The following is a 24,114-nucleotide window of genomic DNA, read 5'->3' on the forward strand; positions in this document are numbered from 1 at the left end:
GTATATATATAAGATATTTATTTCTTTAGGAATTTGAATTCTTTACCAATAAAACGTGCTGCAGCACCTAATTCTTCTTCAATACGTAACAATTGATTGTATTTTGCAATCCTGTCTGAACGAGAAGCTGAACCTGTTTTAATCTGACCACAGTTTAATGCAACTGCAAGATCTGCAATGGTAGTATCTTCAGTTTCACCACTTCTATGACTCATTACTGAGGTATAGCCATTAGTTTGAGCTAAAGAAACAGCATTGATGGTTTCAGTTAATGAACCAATCTGATTTACTTTCACTAAGATTGAATTAGCCGTTTTTTTGTCGATTCCCGATTGCAAGCGAGTTACATTTGTAACAAACAAATCATCACCTACAAGCTGAACTCTATCGCCAATTTTATCAGTTAACATTTTCCAGCCATCCCAATCGTTTTCATCCATTCCATCTTCAATAGAGATAATTGGATATTTTTCGGTTAAAGATGCGAGATAATCAGCTTGCTCAGCACTTGTGCGGATAGCTCCTTTATCACCTTCAAATTTAGTGTAGTCGTATTTACCATCTTTATAGAACTCAGAAGCAGCACAGTCAAATGCTAAAAAGATTTGCTCACCAGCTTTGTAACCTGCTTTTTCAATAGCTTTAATAATGGTTTCAACGGCATCTTCAGTACCATCAAAAGTTGGAGCAAATCCACCTTCGTCACCTACAGCTGTTGAAAGACCTCTGTCATGCAAAATAGCTTTTAAGTTGTGAAATACTTCTGTTCCCCATCTTAACGCTTCAGAGAATGAAGATGCGCCAACAGGCATGATCATAAATTCCTGAAAAGCGATAGGAGCATCAGAGTGAGAACCACCGTTTACGATGTTCATCATCGGGATAGGCAGAATGTTAGCATTAACACCTCCAATATAACGGTATAAAGGCTGACGACTTTCTTGAGCTGCAGCTTTAGCAACCGCTAAAGAAACACCTAAAATAGCATTAGCACCAAGATTTCCTTTGTTTTCTGTTCCATCAAGCTTGATCATTAAGCTATCGATAGCATTTTGTTCAAATACGTCAATACCTTTTAATTCATCAGCAATTTTATCATTCACATTGGCAACGGCCTTTAAAACACCTTTACCTAAGTAAACTTTTTTATCACCATCTCTTAACTCCACAGCTTCGTGCATACCAGTAGAAGCTCCTGATGGTACTGCCGCACGACCAAGGATACCATTTTCTGTAATTACATCTACTTCGATCGTAGGATTGCCGCGGGAGTCAAGTATTTGCCGCGCATGAACATCAATTATTAAACTCATTTTTATTGGTTTTTATTTGTAAATAACCCTTAGTGTAAAATTTACAATTACTAAGGCGATATCCAAAGTTAAAAATTAAACGCAAAAAAGTCGTAATTAATTTAATTACGACTTTTTCATTGGTGAATATTTAATTGTTTTGCTGTTATTGTATTGTTTTTTAGTCAGTTAAGTTTATGTAGTTTCGCTCTTAGCCGCAAAGATAGCTTTATAAACTATTCCGGCTAAAATGGCACCAACTATAGGTGCAACCCAAAATAACCAAAGCTGACTTAGTGCTTCACCGCCAACAAAAAGCGCCTGGCTTGTACTTCTTGCAGGATTAACTGAAGTATTGGTTACAGGTATGCTGATCAGGTGTATTAATGTTAGCCCAAGGCCAATCGCTAATCCGGCAAATCCTTTGGGAGCTCTGTCATCTGTTGCACCTAATATAATGATTAAAAAAATGAAGGTCATTACCACTTCGGTAACCAACGCTGCTGTCATACTATATTTTCCGGGTGATAAATCTCCATAGCCATTGGAAGCAAATCCACCAATAGGATTGCCATTTCCAGTAGCGATAACGTATAACACACCCGCAGCCACAATACCGCCAAGAACCTGTGAAATAATGTAGGGCACCAAATCCTTTCCATCAAAGCGTCCGCCGATCCATAAACCAATTGAAACTGCCGGGTTTAGATGTGCCCCGGAAATATGACCAAGAGCATAAGCAATAGTTACTACTGTTAGTCCGAAGGCGAGTGCTACCCCTGCAAAGCCAATGCCTGCACCTGGATAATTACAGGCTAAAACGGCGCTACCGCAACCGCCAAGTACGAGCCAAAATGTACCGATAAATTCTGCTGCTAGTTTTTTCATACGAGTTTAATTTAGTTTAGTGGTAATGAAGGTTTGGTTTTCTTACTACCTGGTTAATAAATTAATAGAAGAATGTTTGTTTTTATAATGAAATTTAAAAACAATTATTCAATTTTCCTAGGAAAAAGTACAGATTGTCAGAGGATTACTCCCACTTAAACACCTTAACAGCAACGGCATATACGCCGATGCCCCAAATTATCATAATAAGAATCTGATGTTTTACATCCCATAAGCCAGCTCCCTCAAAAGCTACCTTTCTCATGGCATCATTAAGGTAAGTTAAAGGTAATGCACGACTTATTGGTTGAAGCCATGATGGAAATGCATCTATAGAAAAGAAAGTGCCTGACAGCAGAAAGTGAATTAAGGTGAAATGGAAAAAGAAATGGCCAATAAGTATAATAAATACTGCACCACAAAGCGCAAAACCTATTCTTGCAATACCTTCGCCAAATACAATACTTGCCCTGCTAACCGGTGTTGCAAAGAAGCGTTTAATAACTAAGGTTTGTCTTAAACTGAAAAATACAAATGCTGTTCCAAATACACCTGTGCTTAATAAAGAAAAGCCAAGTTGTCCGGGCAGGATAAAATCAATGGTGCGGTAAATTCTACCCTGAACAGTACTTTCATTTAATTGCGCAATGGTAGGTTTTACATCTTTTGAATTTAAAGTATACATCAGGTTGTTTAACACCGATTTAAGTATAGTTCCTTTGTCTAAAGAAGCAGATGTGTATTGAACATTGGCAAGGTAAGCCGGTGTATTATCCTCAGTGTTTTTTTGAACGTTAATAACAGCGTCTATATTTCCTTTCTCAAGTCCTGTTTTTAATTCCGCAGGATCTTTATCCTTTATGATATGAACAACACTGATTTGTTCCAGTGCTTTAATAATAGGATTTTGTAAATCCGATCCTGACGCAATGGCTAAGTCAACCTTAACACCTCCGCGTCCTAAAAAGCCGAAAACAAGAATGAAGATTAGTGGAAAAGCAAGTGTAAAAACAACTGCTGAAGGGCTGCGCATAATAGAACGGAAACTTGCTTTTGCAAGGGCCAGCGTAGCTTTAGTATTATTGTAAGGTTTGCTCATGTTCTTTATTAATTATCCTCGCGCCATTCTTTGCCTGTCAGGTTTATGAAAACGTCCTCGAGGTTGGCCTTTTTAACTTCTTTAGTACGTTCAAAACCACTATTGATCAGATTGTCTATCAGATTATCAGGCGTATCTAAAGCGATGATCTCTCCACGTTCAACAAAAGCAACACGATCACAAAGTTGTTCTGCTTCGTCCATATAGTGTGTGGTGATCACTACTGTTGTTCCGTTATTTCTTATATCAATAATTAAATCCCATAAATTTCGGCGTGCCTGAGGATCTAATCCGGTAGTAGGTTCATCAAGGAAAATAATTTTAGGAGAGTTAATAAGTGTTGTGGCTATAGAAAAACGCTGTTTCTGTCCGCCTGACAGCGCTTTATATTTAGCTTTTGCTTTGTCCTGAAGATTTACCTTTTCAAGCATTTCCATCGGTTTGATGTCTACGCCATACAGACCAGAAAACAATTCCATTAACTCAACCAGATTTAGGTTTGGGTAATAACCGGCTGCCTGTAATTGTACGCCTATAATCCTTTTAATTTTGTTGGCATCTTTGTCTACAGAATAGCCATCAACAATAATCTCTCCTGAAGTTTTTTCGCGAAGGGTCTCGATAATTTCAAGTGTGGTGGTTTTTCCTGCCCCATTTGGCCCTAAAAGACCAAATATTTCATTTTCATAAACTTCAAAGCTAATGCCTTGCACAGCAGTGAAATCGTCATACTTTTTTACCAGTTCTTTTACACTGATAATGGCATTTGTTTTATCCATGTTATAAATGTAAGAAGGTTTAGAGGAATAGAAAACGCTATTCTGCTAAACCTTCTAAAATGTCGGTAAAATGATAATTTTGAACCGGTGAATATTACCAGGCCAATTCGTTCTTAATCATACTTATAAAGTCGTCGAAAAGGTAACGTGAATCATGTGGGCCTGGAGATGATTCAGGGTGGTATTGAACTGAAAATGCTTTTTTGCCTTTCATACGGATACCTTCTATAGACTGATCATTTAAATTAATGTGGGTAATCTCTACCTTTTCTGATTTTCTAACATCTTCAGGGATAACTCCAAAACCATGGTTTTGTGAAGTTACTTCGCAATGATTTTTAATGATATTTTTAACTGGATGATTTAAGCCCCTGTGGCCGTTGAACATTTTCATGGTGCCAATTCCATTTGCTTCTGCAAGTAATTGATGCCCTAAGCATATTCCAAAAAGAGGTTTGTCAGCAGCTAATATTTTTGTAACAGTTTCAATAGCATACGGCATTGCCGAAGGATCACCAGGTCCATTAGAAATAAAATAACCATCAGCACCCCATTTGTCCATTTCCTCGAAAGTAGTTTTAGCAGGGAAAACCTGAACATAAATATCCCTGTCGTCGAAGTTGCGTAAAATGTTTTTCTTGATACCCAAATCTAATGCTGCTATTTTATAGGTAGCATCAGGTGAACCATAGAAATAAGGTGTTTTGGTAGAAACTTTAGAAGATAATTCTAAACCATCCATAGATGGTACCTCGGCTAATTTGCTTTTTAATTCTTCRAGGTCAGTGATTTCTGAAGAAATAATTGCATTCATTGCTCCTTTATTTCTGATGTGACGAACCAAAGCGCGTGTATCGATATCAGAAATGCCTACAATATTTTCATTCTGAAAATAATCCTGTATAGACTCAGAAGCTTCTTTACGGCTAAAACCAATGTTATAATTTTTACAAACTAAACCGGCAATTTTTATACTTTCTGATTCAGTTTCGTCTTTGTGGATACCATAATTTCCAATATGTGCATTGGTGGTTACCATAATCTGGGCGAAATAAGAAGGATCCGTAAAAATTTCCTGATATCCTGTCATACCTGTATTAAAACAGATCTCGCCTGTTGTTGTGCCTATTTTTCCAGCGGCTTTACCGTGGTAAACTGTGCCATCAGCCAGTAACAAGATTGCAGGTAACTTGGTGTAATTAGTCATGGTATTTATTAAGAGAAATTATTGGGATAAAAAAAGGAAAAAATGATGGCTCTAGCGCGGCTTTGATGCCGTTTTTGTAGTTAACAAATGTGCTGTTAAGTGACCCCTTCATTTCGGGATACAAAGATACGTTTTTGAGGATTTAAATCAAGATTTTTTTTTAGATTGTTTCGAATGGCATTTGGCAATTATAAATCGCTCTAAGTTTATATAGCACTATATAAACTTAGACAGGCATTAACAAAATGTCACAAAAACGATAAAACTGTCTTTATTTCGAATGTAAAAACTAATTTTGTCGCTACAAAACTATAGAACTATGTCTGTAAACAAAGAGGTTAAACGCATAACCACACATATACTTCAGGAGATGAAGGCTAGTGGAGAGAAAATAGCCATGTTAACCGCTTACGATTATTCGATGGCCACTATTCTTGATGATGCTGGTTTGGATGTATTATTAGTTGGGGACTCTGCATCTAATGTAATGGCTGGACATGAAACCACCTTACCTATCACACTTGATCAGATGATTTATCATGCTCAAGGTGTAGTTAGAGGAGCAAAACGAGCTTTCGTTGTAGTCGATCTGCCTTTTGGTAGCTATCAGGGAAATTCTAAAGAAGCACTTAATTCTGCTATCAGGATCATGAAAGAATCTGGGGCACACGGCGTAAAGCTTGAAGGTGGAACAGAAGTAGCAGAGTCAATATCGCGCATCATTACGGCCGGAATTCCTGTTATGGGGCACCTTGGATTARCACCTCAGTCTATTTATAAGTTCGGAACTTATACTGTAAGAGCAAAAGATGAAGATGAAGCAGAGAAGTTAAAAACTGATGCAATTGCGCTTCAGGAGGCTGGTTGTTTTGCTATTGTGCTTGAAAAAATACCAGCAAAATTAGCTAAAGTAGTTTCTGAAAGTTTACAAATTCCTACTATAGGTATTGGCGCGGGCCCTGATTGCGATGGTCAGGTCTTGGTTGTTAATGATATGATTGGTTTAACAAAAGGTTTTAAACCTCGCTTCTTGCGTCAATATGTAAATCTGTATGATGGTATATTGGGAGCTGCACAGTCGTACATTAAAGATGTGAAAGCAAAGGATTTCCCGAACGAAAAGGAGCAGTATTAATGCCGGTAACTGATAAAGATGTGCTTTACGAGGACAATCACCTTATAGCGGTACTGAAACGCGCAGGTGATATTGTGCAGATTGATGAAACTGGAGATGAGCCTCTTGATGAGCAGGTTAAAAAATATCTTGCTAAAAAGTATAATAAACCTAATAGTGCTTTTTTGGGTGTTGTGCACCGTTTAGACAGGCCCGTTAGTGGAGTAATACTTTTTGCTAAAACAAGCAAGGCATTAGAGCGGATGAATGCAGTATTCAAAAATCGCGAAGTAAAAAAAACGTATTGGGCCATTGTTAGGAATAAGCCTGCTAAAGCTTCAGGTACACTTGTTCATTGGTTAGTAAAAAACCCTCAAAAAAATATTGTTACTCCGCATAATGTTGAAGTTCCCGGAAGTCAGCGTTCGGAATTAAGTTATAGGTTAATAGGGGAACTTGGTGGTTATTACCTGATTGAAGTTGATCCGCTTACCGGGCGTTCTCATCAAATAAGAGTACAGCTATCTACTTTAGGATGTCCTATTGTTGGTGATAACAAATATGGTTATCCCAGAGGAAGCAGAAAGGGTAGTATCTGCTTACATGCGCGTAGATTGCAATTTATTCATCCAGTAAAAAAAGAGCCTGTAAATATTTTTGCTAAGCTACCTGTTGATGGTTTTTGGGAACGCTTTGAAAATTTTTAGCCTATTTACAATCTGTTAAAGAAAATACCATTGCGTCTCCAAATTTTAATTTTGATCTGTCTTTAAATACAGTTTTGCCGTTTTTCTCTTCTACTTCGCCAAAGCCCTCATATAGTTTTCTGTCTCTTTTTAAAAATACAACTTCTCTGGTTGAGCGCATCCCTTCCGAATCGAAATTGTATTCTGCTAGAATTGTGTCGCCTTTAACCTCTCCTGAAATGGTCCCCTTGTTACTATCTTTTTCAAATAGACTATAACTCAAATCACCGGTCAATTCGTCATTTTCTGTGTTTATTTTAAGTTTGGCAGTATCTCTGTTTTTAGTGTAGATATAGCACTCAGATATTTTTTCCTGAACAGGTACAGATGGTGTTAGAGAAGTGTCCATGGATGTTACTGAAGTACTGTCGACACTTTTATCATCAGTATTGCTGCTATTACAAGYGGAGGCAAGTAGTGCAATGCCTGTTAAAAGTAGAAGTGATTTTTTCATAATGATATTGGTTGGAATTATTTATCTACAATAGCCTTGCCAAAAGCCAATACGGCTGAGCATTTAGTTTATTCGGGAGAGTTATTGTTTTATCGTCGTCCGTATATTTATGATAGTAAAATCATTTATAAATCAAACTACAGTATGGATCAATTATCCCGCCGTMAATGGCTAGGAAGAGTTTCTGTGCCCGCACTTACGGTAGCCGGAGCTTCGTTAATTAGTGCAAAGATACCCCAGGCAGAAAGCAGAACGGATGTTTACAATATCAGAGATTTTGGAGCTAAAGGAGACGGCAAGGTGCTCGATACAAATGCTATTCAGAATGCTATAAATACTTGTAGTGATAATAAAGGGGGTGTGGTGATGATCCCTGCCGGCGTATTTCTGTCGGGAACTCTGGAGCTTAAATCTAATGTAACTTTGCACCTTTCTACAGAAGCAAAACTTTTGGGAAGTCCTAAAAGAGAGGATTATACAGCAGGAAAAGGAATTCCCGAAGGAAATGGGAATATTGTATTCTTATATGCCGTAAATGCTGAAAGACTTAGTATAGAAGGCAAGGGGACTATAGATGGAAATGGTCTCGCATTTTATACAGGAAAGGGCGACAATACCGGGCCTGGACAAAACGGAGTAAACGGCAATTTTGATCGGCCTCATCTCTTAATATTTTACCAGTGTACTAACTTGCGGATGGATGATGTTTTTATGGCTGCAAGCGCATATCATTGCGTGCGATTATTGAAGTGCAAACATGCGTATATTGATGGTGTACGGATTTACAACCGGGTAAATAAAAATAATGATGGCTTTCATTTCAATAGCTGTCAATATGTTCATTTGATTAACAGTGATGTTCAATGCCAGGACGATGCCTGTGCCTTATTTGGTAGCAATAAGTTCGTTACAGTAACTAATTGTAGTTTCAGTACACGATGGTCAATATTTCGTTTTGGGGGTGGTGAATCACAAAATATTGCTATTACTAACTGCCTTATTTATGATACTTATGGTTGTGCAATAAAGATCAGTGCCGGTGCTGCAGGTATACAGAACTTTAGCTTCTCAAATATAGTTATGGAAAATGTAACCGGTCCAATCGGTATTGGCTTCAGCGGGGTAAATAGTAATAAAAATGCAGAAAATAATCAACTTGCCGGGAAACCCTATCTCCGAAATATTTCATTTAATAACATAAGGGCTAATGTTGTAGCATTGCCAGTTCCTCATCCTGACATTCATTTTGATTTACATACATGGGAGGGTGAAAAAAACTCATGCATTACCTTGAATGCAATGGGCGAATATTATATTGAAGACATCAGTTTTACCGATGTTCATATAAAGTATGCGGGTGGGGGAACTGCAGAACAGGCAGAAAAGCGAGACGTGCCCAATATTGCAGCTGAATATTTTGGTGTATGGGACAAAACACCAGGTGGGCCGCCAGCTTATGGTTTATATGCCCGAAACGTAAAAGGCTTAAGCTTGCATAATGTGCGGTTTGAGTTTGAGAAGAATGACCTTCGGCCTGCTGTAGTTTTTGATAATGTTCAGGATGTTTCTATAAATGGCTTAAGTTTGCAAGGAAGTTTAGATGCTCCTTCATTGCTTCGGATCACAAATTCCAAAGATATATTGCTTACAGGTGTCCGTGTTTTAACCCCCTGTAAAGTATTGCTTAGTTTGGAAGGGACAGGTAACGAGTTCGTTAATATAGATGGGGGCGAATTAAGAAAAGCCAAACAGCAGGTAGTTTACCTTAACGGGGCAAATGAGAAGTCGGTTAAAGTTAGGCTATAAAAGGTTTGCGGGAATAAGTTGGTACTACATATTAAGCAAGAATCAGATTTTATTGTATAAACAAATGAATACTTTTGAGATATGAATAAACAAGTCATATCTATTGAAGTCCCTAGGAATTTTGATTTCGAAGAGTGTTTGTGGTTTTTGGATAGAAACTTTGACGATTGCATGCACAAAGTAGATGCAGATCAGGTTATAAAGGTTATTGAAATTGAGGGTCGCCAGTTATTGGTTAKCGTAGCCTTTTATGAAGGTAAATTACTGATCGAAGTACTTGTAGGAGATCTGGAAGAAAACGGTGTAAAAAAGCTCAAACAATTTGTATCTGATTGGTTTGACCTTGAAAAAGATATGGAATCCTTTTATCGATTAGTAAAAAATGATGAAAGGCTAGCTTATATGGTAACAGCATATAGCGGGTTAAGATTAATAGGTATTCCTAATTTATTTGAAGCTATTTGTTGGGCAATAATAGGGCAGCAGATCAATCTCACTTTTGCATATAGATTAAAAAGACGACTGGTAGAAAAGTACGGAACTTATATTCCTTTTAATGGTGTCAATTATTATGTGTTTCCAGATTGCAAGGTCCTTGCGGAACTTTTTATAGATGATTTGAGAGAAATGCAATTCTCAAGAAGTAAAGCCGAATACCTGATTATTATTGCTAAGGCATTTGCCAGTGGAGAAATGAGCAAAGATAATTTACTTGCTTTGCCGGACCTTAACGCAAGACAAAAAGCATTGAATAGTATAAAGGGCATAGGTGTGTGGACTGCCAACTATGCCCTTATGAAATCTTTAAAGGAACATTCATGTGTTCCTTATGGCGATGCAGGGCTTTTAAATTCTTTGTTAAACCATAATATCATTACAGATAAAAAACAGCATGAGGAAATTCAGGCATTTTTTAGAAATTATCCTGGATGGGAGAGTTATCTGGTGTTTTATCTTTGGAGAAGTCTTGCAAATAAAGAATAAGGTCTTTTATTCTTGAGAATTTGTTTTTGCAGCCTCCCATCCTATTATTGCTGTTTTACGGGAACTACCCCAATGATACTGCCCAAATTCTCCTGTGGATTTAATGACTCTGTGGCATGGAATCAAAAAAGCAACGGGATTGTTCCCAATAGCTGAGCCCACTGCTCTATTGGCTTTTGGATTGTTAATTGCAGATGCGATGGTAGCATAGGTAGATAAATCTCCCATAGGAACCTTTAACAAGGTTTCCCATACTTTTATTTGAAAAGGGGTGCCCTTTAAATGAAGTTTAATTTCATTTAGTCTGCTCCAGTCCTGAGTAAAGATGTAAAGTGCATTCTGCTGTATCATATCCAATAGCTGACAATACTTAGCATTAGGGAATGTGCTTTTTAACATTGTTAATGCCTCTATCTGGTCATCAGCAAAAGCCATATAGCAAATTCCTTTTTTTGTTGATGCGACTATTAGAGATCCGAAAGGGCTTTCTGCATAGCTATAGTTTATGGTAAGCTGTTCCCCTCCATTTTTAAATTCACCCGGAGTCATTCCTTCTATATTTATGAAGAGATCGTGCAGACGACTGGTGCCTGATAATCCTGTCTCATAGGCTGCATCAAATAAGGTTGTTTCTTTATCTTTAAGGATGCTTTTTGCGTATTCAATAGAAAGGTACTGCAGGAATTTCTTTGGAGTAACGCCTGCCCATTCTTTAAACATCCGTTGAAAATGAAATGGACTCAGGTTAATATGCTCAGCAACTTGATCTAGCGAAGGTTGTTGTTTAAAATTTAATTTTAAATATGCTATCGCCTCGGCAATTCTGTTGTAATCAATTTGGCTTAATGTTTCCATGATCTTTAATTTAATATAACAAAATTACGCTGATAAGCCAGACAATAAAACCCGAAACTTGCTAATCATTAAATTATGGTGGCCCGCTGTAACTGGCAACAACACGCTTTGTGTTAGGTACTGGATGTCCGGCTTTAGAGTGCCGATTGTTCGGCAAAAGTACCTGTTTTGCGAAGTAAAGTCGAAGCATCGTCGAACAAGCATCGATCTAGCACGGATCCTGGTATTTGGAATTTACAATTATTACCTTACCTTTGTACTGTAATAATTTTAGTTACAGAATGAATAACTCGAGATTTGCTATTTCTTTACATATACTTACTTTACTTGAAAGGGCTAAGGGTGAACTGTTGTCATCAGAATTTATGGCTGGAAGTATAAATATAAATCCAGTATTGGTAAGAAAGGAATTAAGTAATTTAAGGAATCATGGATTTGTTGATAGTAAAGAGGGAAAAAATGGGKGGAGCTATTTAAGTAAATCTGCAAAAGAGATTAATCTGGCAGATATTTATAAGGCAGTAAAACAAAATAATTTGCTAGGTATTTCTAAGAATACACCTAATCCGCAATGTTCTGTAGGTAAACAAATGAATACACATTTGAATAACTTGTATAATTCGACAGAGCAGGCATTAGTAAAAGAACTTTCGTCTCAAACACTTGCGGATTTCAGCAATCATTTTGATTGATTTTTTTATATATAACTGTAATGAAAAATGTTACAATAACATTTAAAAATAAATAAGGATATGAAAACAGCATTAATTGGCGCAAGTGGTTTCGTAGGAACCGCCATTTTAGAAGAATTACTTAATCGCGGGCATGAGGTTACCGCTATTGTACGGAGTCCTGAAAAGATTAAAATTGACAACAATAATTTGTTTGTTAAAGGTGTTGATGTAAATGATACATTGGCTTTAATAGAAACATTAAAAGGAAGTGATGCAGTAATCAGTGCATACAATAGCGGATGGACAAACCCGAATCTGTACCACGACTTTATAGCAGGTTCCGAGGCCATTCAAAAAGCTGTTAAAGCATCTGGAGTGGATCGCCTAATTGTTGTTGGAGGTGCAGGTAGCTTGGAAATTGATGGTAAACAATTAGTTGACGGACCTGATTTTCCTGCGGATTATAAAGCCGGTGCTACTGCGGCCAGAGATTATTTAACTTCACTTAAACAAGAGGAATATTTGCAATGGAGTTTCTTTAGCCCTGCTATTGAAATGCACCCCGGCATTACAACCGGTCGAACTGGTAAATATCGTTTAGGAACAAATAGCCCTGTGTTTAATGAAGATGGTAGAAGTACTTTGTCGGTTCAGGATTTGGCAATGGCAATTGTTGATGAACTAGAAAATAACAAACATCCTCGTCAGCGTTTTACAGCTGGCTACTAATTTAGGCTACTAATTTAAAACTATAAGGTGCGTTTTTTTGCTCACCTTATAGTTTATAAGATGTATTGATATTAGATAATTACTAGTAAATGGCTAGATATAATCTTACTTTTGCGCCATATTTTAAAGAGCAATGCCGAGAAAGAGAATCAGGAAGCACTATCGTAGGGCAAGGTATGTATTATATCGTGAAACTTTAATTGATGCTAAAGAGCACATTTTAACTTTTATTGGGTCATTTATTGGGATAGGCTTAATAGGATTGTTAAATAGCAAGTATCTGGTGGCCAATGATAATTTGTATCTGATAGGTTCTTTTGGCGCGTCTTCAGTATTAATTTACGGCATTGTTAATAGTCCCCTGGCACAACCAAGAAATTTAATAGGTGGTCATTTGATTTCGGCAATAATTGGAGTAACCATTGCTAAATTTTTTCCTGGCGAGAGTTGGCTGGCTTGTGCCTTAGCTGTATCGATATCTATAGTTGCAATGCAAATCACCAAAACATTGCATCCTCCTGGTGGAGCAACAGCATTAATAGCCGTAATTGGCAGCGAAAAAATTAAGGCCTTAGGTTATATGTACGTATTATCTCCAGTATTATCGGGGATAATGATTCTATTTTTAGTAGCGTTGATATTTAATAATTTAAGACATAGAAGATATCCTACTCAGAGCATATTTAAAAAATAAGCTAATTAAATACAGACCGTTGTTCCAGTTTCTTTAGCGTTTCTAATGCTTCATCTGGTTTATTAGTCCCAATTAATAGTCTGGATCCATTTTTTAAAACCAGTTGTATGCCTTTGTTTCCAGAAACGTTAAACGCCATTCCTTTGGTTAGGAAACCAAATCTAAATCCCCAGCCACCATATTCGGTAATAGGATCATATTGCCTCACAGAAAATCTTTGAATATTATCCCAGGAATATTTTTTCAAAGTTAAATGGAAGGGGAAAAAACGTACATAAATGCCATCTTTTTTAATATAGGTTTCTAGTTTTAATGTTAAAACTGCAAGTGTAAACAATAGCATTAAGCCAGAGGCTATTAGCAACTGCATGTTACTCATAGAGTTGTCATCAAATGATTTTCTTTGAAAAACCTGATAAAAAACGCCGTAAAAGAATATTGAGTTAGCTCCAATAAGGATTGCCCAAATCCATTTTTGCCCAAATCGCTGTTTTTCTGAAAATAGAGTTTCGTTGTTAGGATTCATGTTTCATATTGTCTAACAACAAATTACAAACATTTAATTTAAAATGAAAGATGAGGAAAAAATAGTTGTTAACTAGTTATAAACATATTAACAACCCGCCATAAAAGTTCCTTGTTGCTGCGACATTAAAATACCGCCCACCGAGAGCATTCAGGTCATTGCCTAAGCTGTATTTTTCGTTTAATATGTTATCTGCTCCTATGTAGATTTCAAAGGGAACATTTCCTATGTATAAGTTCTTTTTCCCAATTTTAGCTTGTACCAGGTGATATTTCCTTGCGTAAACTGTATTTGCATCATTAAGTGGGATACTAGAAGTATAGTTATGCTGTAAAAATACAGAAAAGCTCTTAGGTAATTGTAAATCGGTGCTACTAACAATTGTTGTTTTAGGAACTCCGGTAAGGTCATTTCCAGAGAAATTATTGGTCTTGTCCAGGTACTGATCAAATTTAAAATGACTAAGTGTATATGAATTTTTTAACTGCAGACCTTTAACAAAATGTATATTATTGAGAGGAATAATCCAGAAAGCTAAAGAACTTTCGAGACCCCATTGTTTTGTGCCTCCTGCATTTATAAAATACTCTGCTTCTTTTTCATTGACTAAAACAGTGCGTCTAACAATTGCATTTTTAAGATTGTAATAAAATCCGGTTACATCAACAAATAGCCTTTTGTTCACACCTTCATATCTTACTCCAGTCTCATAATTCCAGCCATATTCAGGTTGTAAATCAACATTAATTACATTGTTTGATGCCCTTACTTCGGCAAGACTTGGGGGAGAATATCCTTTGCTCACGGAGGTTCTTAACGACAATTGATCATCTATTTTATAGGACAAAGCTACCCTTGGCATGAACTGGATATCAAACCTGTTCGTTTTTTTAGGAATGGCAACTGGAGCAATGCTCTTGTAGTTGTATCCATAGAGATTGGCACTTGCAGATAATTCAATGAACAGTTTTTGAAGAAGATCGATACTTAAATGGGCGAATGCGAAGCTGGAATTTGCGTTTAGTTTATCCGATGCCTGAACAGCACCCCGCTGACCGTAATTATTATCATAGTTATCAAAATCGGTACCAGTTTTCATACTTTCCAGCCCCAGGTTAAACTTCCATTCTACATGAGATGTGTTTCTAGTGTATTCCAGATAAGAGCGGAGCCCCAGAGTAAATTCTTTCCGTTTTTCATAGTTGGTTATAAAGGGGTTCTTAAAATCTGTATAAGATGAGAATACGGAGATAACATGTTTGAAATTACCGTTTATTATCCAATTGTTGGAGATGCCGCCATATAAGGTTTTGCTATAGATACCCGCTTTTTGATCTATTGCACTTTTGATCTGTCCTGCAGCCGGACGAGATAATTTTGGATTTTGTTGATATTGAGCCTCAGTTAATCCACCAGGAGTATTATAGTGTAGATCGGAATAGAATAACAATGCTTTTAAGTTCGCGTTTTTTGTATAATCCCACTTTTGCAGCGCCTGAAAATACTTGCGGTCCATATTGCTGTGATCGCGATAGCCATCGCTTCGCTGATAAGCTTGTGTAATGCTTAATTTATACTTTCCCGATTGATGTTGTAATAATGCATTTTGATGAAAAGCTCCAAATGATCCACCCTCCAGTTTTAACACAACAGAAGTGCTGTCCGTTGGTACGTTAGTGCCTTGGGGTTGTATCAAGATGACGCCACCAGAGTTAGCCCCATAGATACTGCTCTGTGGGCCTTTTAAAATTTGAAGTTGTGATGCGCCTGCGACATCGAGAGCATTCAGATAACTATTACCCCCTGCATCAGTTAAAGGGAAGTCGTCCATGTAAATTTTAATATTCCTTATTCCAAAAGGCGATCTTAGTAAGCTGCCTCTTATAGATAACCGGTAGCTTCCAGGAGAACGTTCTTCCATTCTAACCCCCGGAACTGTATTTACAGCTGAGACAAATGAGTTGCCGGATTGTTTATTAAGGGTTCCACTATCAATAAGGCCAATTGTACCTGTAGATCTGATTAAAGATTGGTTGGAAAAATAAGGTCTTATGGTAACCTGATTTAATCTTCTGATAGAATCCTGTTGTGCCTGAGCAAAGCTTGTAACTCCTATGAGGGCAAATAGTCCTGTTAAAAATGTTTTCATTCTTTAACAAAGCTAAAATTTACCAGCTAATAATTACCATCATCTATTGGCTATTTACTGTTTAATATATTCAGTTAAACACCATGAAATTCATCTGTTTATTATATCTTTAGGCGATTTTAATAGAAAGCACGTTTATCATAAACAATACTGCTTTATTTTTTTTATTCATATAATCGTATTTATAAAAATATGTCAAATACATCAAAAATTATCTATACCAAAACAGATGAAGCGCCAATGTTGGCAACCTATTCATTATTACCAATTGTACAAGCTTTTACGGCCTCGGCAGGTATTGATGTAGAAACCAGAGATATTTCTTTGGCCGGAAGAATTTTGGCAAACTTTCCTGAATTTTTAAAGGAAGACCAAAAAGTTGGAGATGCGTTGACAGAATTAGGCCAGCTAGCAACCACACCGGAGGCAAATATTATCAAATTGCCTAATATTTCGGCTTCTATTCCACAATTGGTTGGTGCGATTACCGAATTACAATCGCAAGGATTTGCTATCCCTAATTATCCTGATAATGCGCAAACAGAGGAAGAAAAAGCAATCAAAGCAAAATATGCAAAAGTTTTAGGTTCAGCAGTTAACCCAGTTTTACGTGAGGGTAACTCTGACCGTAGAGCACCAAAAGCGGTTAAGAATTACGCAAAGGCTAATCCCCATTCAATGGGAGCGTGGTCTGCAGATTCGAAAACCAAAGTTGTAAGCATGAGTGAAGGTGATTTTTATGGATCTGAGAAATCAGTTACTTTAACAGAAGCTTCTCAATTTAGGATAGAATTTGTAGACACTAATGGATCTGTTACGGAACTAAAGGGCTTATCGCCATTAAAAGCCGGTGAGGTTATCGATAGTTCTGCAATGAGTCTTTCTGCATTAAAATCTTTCGTGTCTAAAGCTATAGAAGAGGCAAAGGCAGCGGGAGTTCTACTTTCGGCGCATTTAAAAGCCACGATGATGAAGGTTTCTGACCCAATCATTTTTGGAGCTATAGTTGAAGTTTACTTTGCAGATGTGTTTGCTAAATATGCAGATTTATTTAAAGAATTAAATGTAGATACCCGCAATGGTTTAGGAGATGTTTATGCTAAAATTGCAGGGAACCCTAAACAGGCAGAAGTTGAGGCTGCAATCGCCGAGGCAATTGAAAATGGTCCGGCAATTGCCATGGTAAATTCAGATAAAGGAATTACCAACCTTCATGTGCCATCTGATGTAATTGTTGATGCTTCTATGCCTGCTATGATCCGTACTTCAGGACAGATGTGGAATAAAGATAACAAGCAACAAGATACGATTGCTATCATTCCAGATCGTTGCTATGCTGGTGTTTATACGGCTACAATTGATGATTGCAAAGCTCATGGTGCTTTTGATGTTACTACAATGGGTTCTGTGCCAAATGTAGGTTTAATGGCACAAAAGGCAGAGGAATATGGTTCTCATGATAAAACTTTCCAGGCAACTGCTAACGGGACAATCCGGGTAACAGATGCCAGCGGTAAAGTTTTCTTTGATCAAAAAGTTGAAAAAGGAGATATCTTTAGGATGTGTCAAACCAAAGATGCACCAATTCAGGACTGGGTAAAACTTGCTGTAAACAGATCTCGTTTATCGGCTACGCCGGCAGTTTTCTGGTTAGATGAGAACAGGGCGCATGACAGAGAGATCATTACAAAAGTAAATAAGTACTTATTGGATCATGATACGACTGGTTTAGACATCCGTATTTTATCACCAATTGAAGCAACGAAGTTTACGCTAGACAGAATTCGTAAAGGAGAAGACACCATTTCGGTAACCGGTAATGTCCTGCGTGATTATTTAACTGATTTATTCCCGATTTTGGAATTAGGTACATCGGCAAAAATGCTTTCTATAGTGCCATTAATGAACGGAGGAGGCTTATTCGAAACCGGAGCAGGTGGCTCGGCGCCAAAACATATTGAGCAGTTCATTCATGAAGGTTATTTGCGTTGGGATTCATTAGGAGAGTTTTTAGCATTAGCTGTTTCCCTTGAACATTTAGGGCAAACTCAAAATAATCCAAAAGCTTTGGTACTTGCTGAAACTTTGGATTTGGCAACTGAGAAATTCCTTGCTAATGATAAATCTCCGGCCCGTAAAGTAGGCCAGATAGACAATAGAGGTTCGCACTTCTATTTGGCTTTATATTGGGCAGAGGGTTTAGCTGCGCAAACTAAGGATGCAGAATTGCAGGCTAGATTTGCCCCATTAGCTAAGGCTTTAACTGAAAATGAAGCAAAGATTTCAGGAGAGTTGATAGGAGCGCAGGGTAAACCACAAAATATTGGAGGCTATTATCATCCTAATGACGATTTAGCTTTTACAGCAATGCGCCCAAGTGAAACATTCAATACTGCTTTGACAAATTTATAAGATAAAAAAAGTTTATATAAGAAGCCCGTTTGCATTTGTAAGCGGGCTTCTTATTTAAATCCAAAACGGAAAACAATTCAGGATCTTTTTAGGTTTTATTTACACATCATATTCATAGAGACTATAATTGTTTATAAAAACAATTTTATCTAAGTTTATATATAAAATTTACTGTTATGAGCGCAGACCAAAACAATGTTCCCGGACCAAGAAAAGCACTCGACAAACTTCATCCAACCGAACTGGGAGAAACTAAAGATTTTAATAATTTATCATACGATAAGACCCGAAACAGCTTTGAATTTGATGTAAGGGGTGAAGATAGTGAGTATGATCACCCATTGCCATATGATACCTCTGCGCCAAATGGTGAGGATAGTATTTCTACATATGATGAAGCAAATCCATATAATGGTTCAGCGTATGATGAAGATCAACAAATTGGAGAAAACCTAGAAAGTGCTGCTATGCACATCGACACATTAGAGAGCCTTGAGCTTGAGCCAGAAGATCAGCTGCTGGCACGCACTCCCGAGGATGAACGGGATGATTTGGACGAAGAGGGGTATCCTGTTAATGACACGCCGCCGGGAAAGCCTCATTAAGAATTAACGTCGAGATTAAAGCGTTTACGCATTTCTTCCAGTTTAGGGTTCTTCTCAATCAGGTATTGGTATTTTTCAGTATTGGTATAAAGTCTGTTGACTACAGTTCTTGCTACCTGTTTAGCCTTAATGGTTAGGTTAAAGTTTTTCAGATTTGGCCTTAAGAAATTAAGGAAATCTATCATTTCTTCCTGTAATAAACCTTCCTGTAGTTTATGTTCTACGTGTACAGTAATTTCCTCAGGAGAATCAAGTATTGGAGCTGAACTGCTAAGCAGGGTGTATATGTTTATTTTGCCATCATCTTTTGCCTTATTTGCATATTGGGTCCATAATGCTGATAGCTGTTCATAGGTAAAAGCCTCTCTTGCATCTCCGCTAATGTATTTCGGCTCGTCGCCATCCTCGCCTTCCGCTACACGGCCAATGTCATTTAGTGATGGTATTAATGTCGCCACTTTTTTAACGTCGGCGAGAGGTTTCAGTGCAATCTTCGTGGCCGGTGGCGGGCTCGCTATCTTTGCTGCAGGAATTGATGGCAGGCTAGATGAATTCTGTTCAGCTATCTTATTTGGGGTCTCTGCTGAGACAGTGTTTGTAGGTGCAGACGAACTTACATTAGTTTTTTTTTTAATCTGATCTGTGTCAGTGGCGGAGTTGTTATTAGGCTGCTGGGCGAGTTGAAGTACCGAAGGGATGTGGCACATTTTTATTAAAGCCAGTTCTACCTGTAATCGCTGGTTTTTACTGTTTTTATAATTGAGATCACATTGATTGGCAAGATTTAGCGCAGTAAGTATAAATGAAACAGGTGTTTGCTGACTTTGTGAAATGTACTTCTGCTTAATATTTTCACTTACTTCTAAAAGCTTTGTGGTTTGAGGATCCTTAGCAACTAATAAATTACGTAGGTGACCTGCCAGCCCATTTATGAAATTATTGCCATCAAAACCATTATTTAAGATTTCGTCAAATAAGATTAATGCATTACTAACATCTGCACCGGTCAGGTTTTGAGTAAGCTTAAAATAATAATCGTAATCAAGGATATTCAGGTTGTCGATTACAGATTTGTAGGTTAAGTTTTTATTGGTATAACTCACAATCTGGTCGAACATAGAGAGTGCATCTCTTAATCCACCATCAGCTTTTTGGGCAATAATATGTAATCCATCGGCCTCAACTGAAATATTCTCACGTTGTGCAATCTTATTCAGATGGCTGGATATATCATCGACCTGAATCCTATTAAAGTCAAAAATCTGACATCTTGATAGGATAGTTGGCAGTATTTTATGCTTCTCTGTTGTGGCTAATATAAAAATAGCATAAGATGGTGGTTCTTCAAGCGTTTTCAGAAATGCATTAAATGCATTTGCAGATAGCATGTGTACCTCATCTATAATGTAAATTTTATATTTCCCGGCCTGTGGGGGAATGCGCACCTGCTCAATTAAACTGCGGATGTCGTCAACAGAGTTATTTGATGCAGCATCGAGCTCATGAAAATTAAATGAATGACCAGTCTGAAATGAAACACATGAATCACATGTTCCGCAGGCTTCCTGATCTTCAGTTAGATTAGTACAGTTTATAGTTTTAGCTAGAATACGGGCACAGGTAGTTTTACCTACACCTCTGGGGCCACAGAATAAAAATGCCTGGGCTAACTGATTGTTCTTAATGGCATTTTTTAGCGTGCCTGTAATATGGTGCTGTCCAACAACGGTTTCAAACGTTGCCGGGCGGTACTTACGGGCTGATACTATAAAATTTTCCATTCGCCAACGAAAATATGAATTTTTGTTGAGGTTGGAATGTGGTAATTTGGAAATGTTGAAAAATTGACTGTAAAAGTAGAGCGCTGCTTACTTGAAAACGGATTTCAGTTCTTTTCTGTATTCTGACGCACTTTTTCCTGTGAACTCTTTAAATAGCTTATTGAAATGGCTGAAGTTATTGAACCCACTTTCGTAACTGATATTTGCAATACTGATCTGCTTCTCTGCCAAAAGCTTTGCGGCATGTACCACCCGATATTCATTTACGAATCTGGTAAAAGTTTTTTTTGTTATTTTCTTAAAGTACCTGCAAAAGGATGGGGTAGTCATGCTGGCCATCTCTCCTATAGCCGCGAGATTAATTTCTTCCTGAAAATGATCTTTAATGTAGTTAAAAATCATATTGATTCTGTCATTGTCCTGAACTTGCATTTCCATGGAGAAACCTGAGGCATTTAAAATTTTGTAGTCTTTAGCATTTTCCAGGTCCTTTAAAACGCTCAATAATGTTAGAAGTCTATCAAAAGGTTGTTKGTTATCCATACTTTCTATTCTCTTGCCAACTGTTTTTTTTGTTTCGGCTCCGAAAGCAATACCTCCCTTTGCTTTATTAAAGAGGTCTGAGATGTATTTTGTTTCCTGTAGTTTTAAAAAATCAATCCCCAGGAAGGTTGGTTTCATTTGAATAACCGTTTCATTCTTGTTGGCTGTATTACTGTCCGTGAAGCCACAATGGGGCAGGTTACTGCCGATTAGTATTAAATCCCCATCTGTATAATAAGAAAGGTGACTCCCGATTTGCCGTTTACCGGATCCCCCGTTTACAAAGACCATTTCTATTTCGGGGTGGTAATGCCATACATGTGCCTTATTGTTTAGTTTCTCTGCATATTTTGAATAGTAAAAGGAGCTTCCGAAAGAAGATTCAATGATTTCAAAGCCTGGTTTTGTATTCCTCATTTTCTTTTTATTCGTTTTTTTAGTGAATAAAATATGATTTCTGAAGTTAATTTCAAATTGAGGGTTAATATAGCATAGATATATGGAAATATGCAATAAATTTTTGATTGAAAACAGCGGTAATTTTGGTTTATAAATTAATTGTTCAATTTAAATAGTTTTGATATGAAAAATTTTATAAAAATCAGTTTGATCGCAGTTTTATTAATTAATTCTGTTGGTTTGTATGCAAGTGAGGGTAATTTTTCGATTAAACTTAAGGATGTAAACGAAAAATCAGTCACTTTTTTTATTAATGAAACGCAGGTTGTTGAAGTGTCTTTATATGATGCTAACAATGAGGTTGTATATGGAAAAAAGATAAATGCATTAAAAGGTTCTACAAAGACATATGATTTGAATTCGCTTCCAGATGGGAGCTATAGATTTCAGCTGAAAACAGAATCTAATACGGCGGAGTATAAGATACAGCTTAAGGACGGTAAGGCTTCTGTTTCAGACCCTTTAGTTGCTGATGTGGTTCGGCCAGTGTTAACGAAAGAAAACGGGATTATTACTTTAAATTTTGAAAATGCTCCAAAGGGGCCCCTAGAAATTCAAATTTTAGACCGATATAATGATGCTGTATATGAACGTGTGTTTGAGGGAGAGACAAAGTTTGTTAAGAGATTTGACGTTGCGCGTGGTCTGAAAGAGCTTACTTTTATCATTAGATCGGCAAACCAGGTTTTTACAAAAACAGTTCAAATGTACTAAGTAGGTACAATAATTTTTTTACAAAGGTTGTTCTTTTGGGGCAACCTTTTTTTATTTGTAACGTCAGGAAGCTTTCGGCCTTGATATGAAGGATATGATCCTACATATCTATTAAAGGCTGCACACACGTTAATATTGTAACCTGGTGAATAAGCGGGACTGAATTAGTTGTTCAATAAACACTAAATCATTTGATTATTAGAAATTTATTGTTACTTTTGCATCCCGCATTAAGAGCGGATTAATTAAAAAACAAATAATAACAATGAATCAGTACGAAACTGTTATCGTTCTAACCCCGTTGTTGTCAGAAGAAATTGCGAAAGAGGCTATTGCCAAATACAGCAAGATCTTAGCTGATAGCGGAGCCGAAATTGTTCAAGAGGACAATTGGGGTTTGAGAAAATTAGCGTATCCGATTGAGAAAAAAGCAAGCGGATTCTTCCACCTTACAGAGTACAAATCTTCAGGTGAAGTAATTAGTAAATTGGAATTAGAACTAAAACGCGATGAGCGTGTTCTACGTTTCTTAACCATTAGATTAGACCGTCATGCGGTTGCATATAATGAAAAGAAACGCAGTGGTGCTTTTAACAAAAAACCTAAACAGGAGGCTGCAGTATAATGGCAAAGGATCAAATACAATATGTTACTGCTCCAAAAGTGGACGATAACAGGAAAAAATATTGCCGTTTCAGAAAAAACGGTATTAAATATATTGATTATAAAGACGCAAACTTTTTATTGAAGTTTATCAATGATCAAGGTAAAATTTTACCTCGCCGTTTAACCGGTACCTCATTGAAATTTCAACGTAAAGTGGCTCAAGCAGTAAAACGCGCTCGCCACATCGGTTTGTTGCCTTTCGTTGCTGACCAATTAAAATAGGAGCTGAGAGATGGAAATTATTTTAAAACAAGATATCAAATCCCTAGGGGAAAAAGATGATATCGTTTCTGTAAAGCCAGGATATGGCCGTAACTACCTGATCCCTCAAGGATTTGGACAGTTAGCTACTCCTTCAGCTAAGAAAGTATTAGCAGAAAACTTAAAGCAAGCTGCTTTTAAACAAGATAAAATTAAGAAAGATGCTGAAGGTATTGCTGAGCGTTTAACTGACGTTAAGTTATCTATCGGTGCTAAAGCTGGTGAAACAGGTAAGATTTTTGGTGCTGTAAACACTATCATGATTGCTGATGCATTAAAACAACAAGGTTTTGATGTTGACCGTCGCCGTATCACTTTCGAAACTGAACCTAAATTTGTTGGTGATTATATCGCTAACTTAAACTTACACAAAGAAGTGAAAGTTAAGGTTCCTTTCGCAGTTGTAGCTGAGTAATCATCTATCTTCTGATATTAAAAAGCGTCCCAAATAAGGACGCTTTTTTTTTGCATACAACCTTCCCCGAGGCTTTAAAATTATCGGCTTATGACTTACCTTTGGCCGATGGCAAAACGTAAACGAGCAACTAGTAGAAAAACCCCAAAATCTCCCTTATTTAAGAAAATTACAACCATTGTTACCAAAGTATTCCTTTGGTTCTTAATGGTTACTGTGCTTTGGGTGCTGGTTTACAGATTTGTTAATCCTCCTATTACAC

General features: G+C 37.2%; 24 protein-coding genes. 13 read left to right on the forward strand and 11 right to left on the reverse strand.

Annotation, left to right across the window (positions count from 1 at the left end; genetic code table 11):
• Positions 1–17 precede the first annotated feature (17 nt).
• From eno to carA, 5 genes are all read right to left on the reverse strand, one after another.
• Positions 18–1,313 carry a phosphopyruvate hydratase gene (gene eno, locus AC1DG9_RS10730; RefSeq protein WP_477634615.1) on the reverse strand — a complete coding sequence of 432 codons (1,296 nt, stop codon included), beginning with the start codon at positions 1,311–1,313 and terminating at the stop codon, positions 18–20.
• Positions 1,314–1,487: 174 nt separating this feature from the next.
• The gene (aqpZ, locus tag AC1DG9_RS10735) at positions 1,488–2,180 is read right to left on the reverse strand and encodes an aquaporin Z (RefSeq protein ID WP_172661461.1); all 693 of its coding nucleotides are present in this window, start codon (positions 2,178–2,180) and stop codon (positions 1,488–1,490) included.
• Positions 2,181–2,325: 145 nt separating this feature from the next.
• Positions 2,326–3,279, reverse strand: coding sequence for an ABC transporter permease (locus tag AC1DG9_RS10740; RefSeq protein WP_477634616.1), 954 nt, complete (start codon positions 3,277–3,279; stop codon positions 2,326–2,328).
• 8 nt (positions 3,280–3,287) lie between these two features.
• Positions 3,288–4,058 carry an ABC transporter ATP-binding protein gene (locus AC1DG9_RS10745; protein WP_172661459.1) on the reverse strand — a complete coding sequence of 257 codons (771 nt, stop codon included), beginning with the start codon at positions 4,056–4,058 and terminating at the stop codon, positions 3,288–3,290.
• Positions 4,059–4,152: 94 nt separating this feature from the next.
• On the reverse strand, positions 4,153–5,265 hold the full coding sequence (gene carA / locus AC1DG9_RS10750; RefSeq protein WP_288882072.1) for a glutamine-hydrolyzing carbamoyl-phosphate synthase small subunit: 1,113 nt from the start codon (positions 5,263–5,265) through the stop codon (positions 4,153–4,155).
• 319 nt (positions 5,266–5,584) lie between these two features.
• Here carA and panB point away from each other — a divergent pair, with 319 nt between their 5' ends.
• Together panB and AC1DG9_RS10760 are read left to right on the forward strand one after the other, a co-directional pair.
• Entirely contained in the window at positions 5,585–6,400 is an 816-nt protein-coding gene (gene panB / locus AC1DG9_RS10755) for a 3-methyl-2-oxobutanoate hydroxymethyltransferase (RefSeq protein ID WP_477634617.1), read from the forward strand.
• A complete protein-coding gene (locus AC1DG9_RS10760; protein ID WP_172661456.1) occupies positions 6,400–7,086 on the forward strand; it encodes an RluA family pseudouridine synthase in 687 nt (228 codons plus the stop codon). The genes panB and AC1DG9_RS10760 overlap by 1 nt, the downstream gene beginning before the upstream one ends.
• Before the next feature lies 1 nt (position 7,087).
• On the opposite strand, the gene AC1DG9_RS10765 is transcribed toward AC1DG9_RS10760, so the two are convergent.
• Complete coding sequence (locus AC1DG9_RS10765) at positions 7,088–7,579, reverse strand: hypothetical protein (protein ID WP_477634618.1); 492 nt, start codon at positions 7,577–7,579, stop codon at positions 7,088–7,090.
• Positions 7,580–7,615: 36 nt separating this feature from the next.
• On the opposite strand from AC1DG9_RS10765, the gene AC1DG9_RS10770 reads away from it, so the two are divergent.
• On the forward strand, positions 7,616–9,385 hold the full coding sequence (locus AC1DG9_RS10770; protein WP_477634619.1) for a glycoside hydrolase family 28 protein: 1,770 nt from the start codon (positions 7,616–7,618) through the stop codon (positions 9,383–9,385).
• 81 nt (positions 9,386–9,466) lie between these two features.
• The gene (locus AC1DG9_RS10775; RefSeq protein WP_477634620.1) at positions 9,467–10,369 is read left to right on the forward strand and encodes a DNA-3-methyladenine glycosylase family protein; all 903 of its coding nucleotides are present in this window, start codon (positions 9,467–9,469) and stop codon (positions 10,367–10,369) included.
• Positions 10,370–10,375: 6 nt separating this feature from the next.
• On the opposite strand, the gene AC1DG9_RS10780 is transcribed toward AC1DG9_RS10775, so the two are convergent.
• On the reverse strand, positions 10,376–11,224 hold the full coding sequence (locus tag AC1DG9_RS10780) for a bifunctional helix-turn-helix domain-containing protein/methylated-DNA--[protein]-cysteine S-methyltransferase (protein ID WP_288882101.1): 849 nt from the start codon (positions 11,222–11,224) through the stop codon (positions 10,376–10,378).
• 281 nt (positions 11,225–11,505) lie between these two features.
• Between AC1DG9_RS10780 and AC1DG9_RS10785 the strand changes: the two genes are divergently transcribed.
• The 3 genes from AC1DG9_RS10785 to AC1DG9_RS10795 all read left to right on the forward strand — a co-directional run bounded on the left by AC1DG9_RS10785 (position 11,506) and on the right by AC1DG9_RS10795 (position 13,321).
• The gene (locus AC1DG9_RS10785; RefSeq protein WP_477634621.1) at positions 11,506–11,916 is read left to right on the forward strand and encodes an RrF2 family transcriptional regulator; all 411 of its coding nucleotides are present in this window, start codon (positions 11,506–11,508) and stop codon (positions 11,914–11,916) included.
• Between the two features lie 60 nt (positions 11,917–11,976).
• The gene (locus AC1DG9_RS10790) at positions 11,977–12,627 is read left to right on the forward strand and encodes an NAD(P)-dependent oxidoreductase (protein ID WP_172661450.1); all 651 of its coding nucleotides are present in this window, start codon (positions 11,977–11,979) and stop codon (positions 12,625–12,627) included.
• Positions 12,628–12,760: 133 nt separating this feature from the next.
• Positions 12,761–13,321: an HPP family protein gene (locus AC1DG9_RS10795; protein WP_172661449.1), complete on the forward strand. Its 561-nt coding sequence runs from the start codon at positions 12,761–12,763 to the stop codon at positions 13,319–13,321.
• 1 nt (position 13,322) lies between these two features.
• Here the strand turns inward: AC1DG9_RS10795 and AC1DG9_RS10800 are convergent, their stop codons facing one another.
• A complete protein-coding gene (locus AC1DG9_RS10800; protein WP_172661448.1) occupies positions 13,323–13,847 on the reverse strand; it encodes a DUF6141 family protein in 525 nt (174 codons plus the stop codon).
• Between the two features lie 76 nt (positions 13,848–13,923).
• Entirely contained in the window at positions 13,924–15,996 is a 2,073-nt protein-coding gene (locus AC1DG9_RS10805; RefSeq protein ID WP_337717193.1) for a TonB-dependent receptor, read from the reverse strand.
• A gap of 192 nt (positions 15,997–16,188) precedes the next feature.
• On the opposite strand from AC1DG9_RS10805, the gene AC1DG9_RS10810 reads away from it, so the two are divergent.
• Both AC1DG9_RS10810 and AC1DG9_RS10815 read left to right on the forward strand, forming a co-directional pair.
• Positions 16,189–18,408, forward strand: coding sequence for an NADP-dependent isocitrate dehydrogenase (locus AC1DG9_RS10810; RefSeq protein ID WP_172661446.1), 2,220 nt, complete (start codon positions 16,189–16,191; stop codon positions 18,406–18,408).
• A gap of 176 nt (positions 18,409–18,584) precedes the next feature.
• Positions 18,585–19,013 (forward strand): hypothetical protein, encoded by a 429-nt coding sequence (locus tag AC1DG9_RS10815; protein ID WP_172661445.1) that lies wholly within the window; start codon positions 18,585–18,587, stop codon positions 19,011–19,013.
• Here the strand turns inward: AC1DG9_RS10815 and AC1DG9_RS10820 are convergent.
• Both AC1DG9_RS10820 and AC1DG9_RS10825 read right to left on the reverse strand, forming a co-directional pair.
• Positions 19,010–20,794: a DNA polymerase III subunit gamma/tau gene (locus AC1DG9_RS10820; protein ID WP_172661444.1), complete on the reverse strand. Its 1,785-nt coding sequence runs from the start codon at positions 20,792–20,794 to the stop codon at positions 19,010–19,012. The two genes, AC1DG9_RS10815 and AC1DG9_RS10820, sit on opposite strands and share 4 nt — an antisense overlap.
• An 87-nt stretch (positions 20,795–20,881) precedes the next feature.
• Positions 20,882–21,754: an AraC family transcriptional regulator gene (locus AC1DG9_RS10825; RefSeq protein WP_477634622.1), complete on the reverse strand. Its 873-nt coding sequence runs from the start codon at positions 21,752–21,754 to the stop codon at positions 20,882–20,884.
• A 165-nt stretch (positions 21,755–21,919) separates the two neighbouring features.
• Here AC1DG9_RS10825 and AC1DG9_RS10830 point away from each other — a divergent pair, with 165 nt between their 5' ends.
• The 4 genes from AC1DG9_RS10830 to rplI all read left to right on the forward strand — a co-directional run bounded on the left by AC1DG9_RS10830 (position 21,920) and on the right by rplI (position 23,852).
• Entirely contained in the window at positions 21,920–22,510 is a 591-nt protein-coding gene (locus AC1DG9_RS10830; RefSeq protein WP_172661442.1) for a flagellar hook assembly protein FlgD, read from the forward strand.
• 265 nt (positions 22,511–22,775) lie between these two features.
• On the forward strand, positions 22,776–23,135 hold the full coding sequence (gene rpsF / locus AC1DG9_RS10835) for a 30S ribosomal protein S6 (protein ID WP_048907353.1): 360 nt from the start codon (positions 22,776–22,778) through the stop codon (positions 23,133–23,135).
• Positions 23,135–23,398: a 30S ribosomal protein S18 gene (rpsR, locus tag AC1DG9_RS10840; RefSeq protein ID WP_012780908.1), complete on the forward strand. Its 264-nt coding sequence runs from the start codon at positions 23,135–23,137 to the stop codon at positions 23,396–23,398. Before rpsF ends, rpsR begins: the two co-directional genes overlap by 1 nt.
• A 10-nt stretch (positions 23,399–23,408) precedes the next feature.
• Positions 23,409–23,852 carry a 50S ribosomal protein L9 gene (gene rplI, locus AC1DG9_RS10845; protein WP_048907352.1) on the forward strand — a complete coding sequence of 148 codons (444 nt, stop codon included), beginning with the start codon at positions 23,409–23,411 and terminating at the stop codon, positions 23,850–23,852.
• The last annotated feature ends 262 nt before the right edge of the window (positions 23,853–24,114 follow it).

The sequence above is a fragment of the Pedobacter sp. 05L430 genome, from assembly GCF_056397585.1.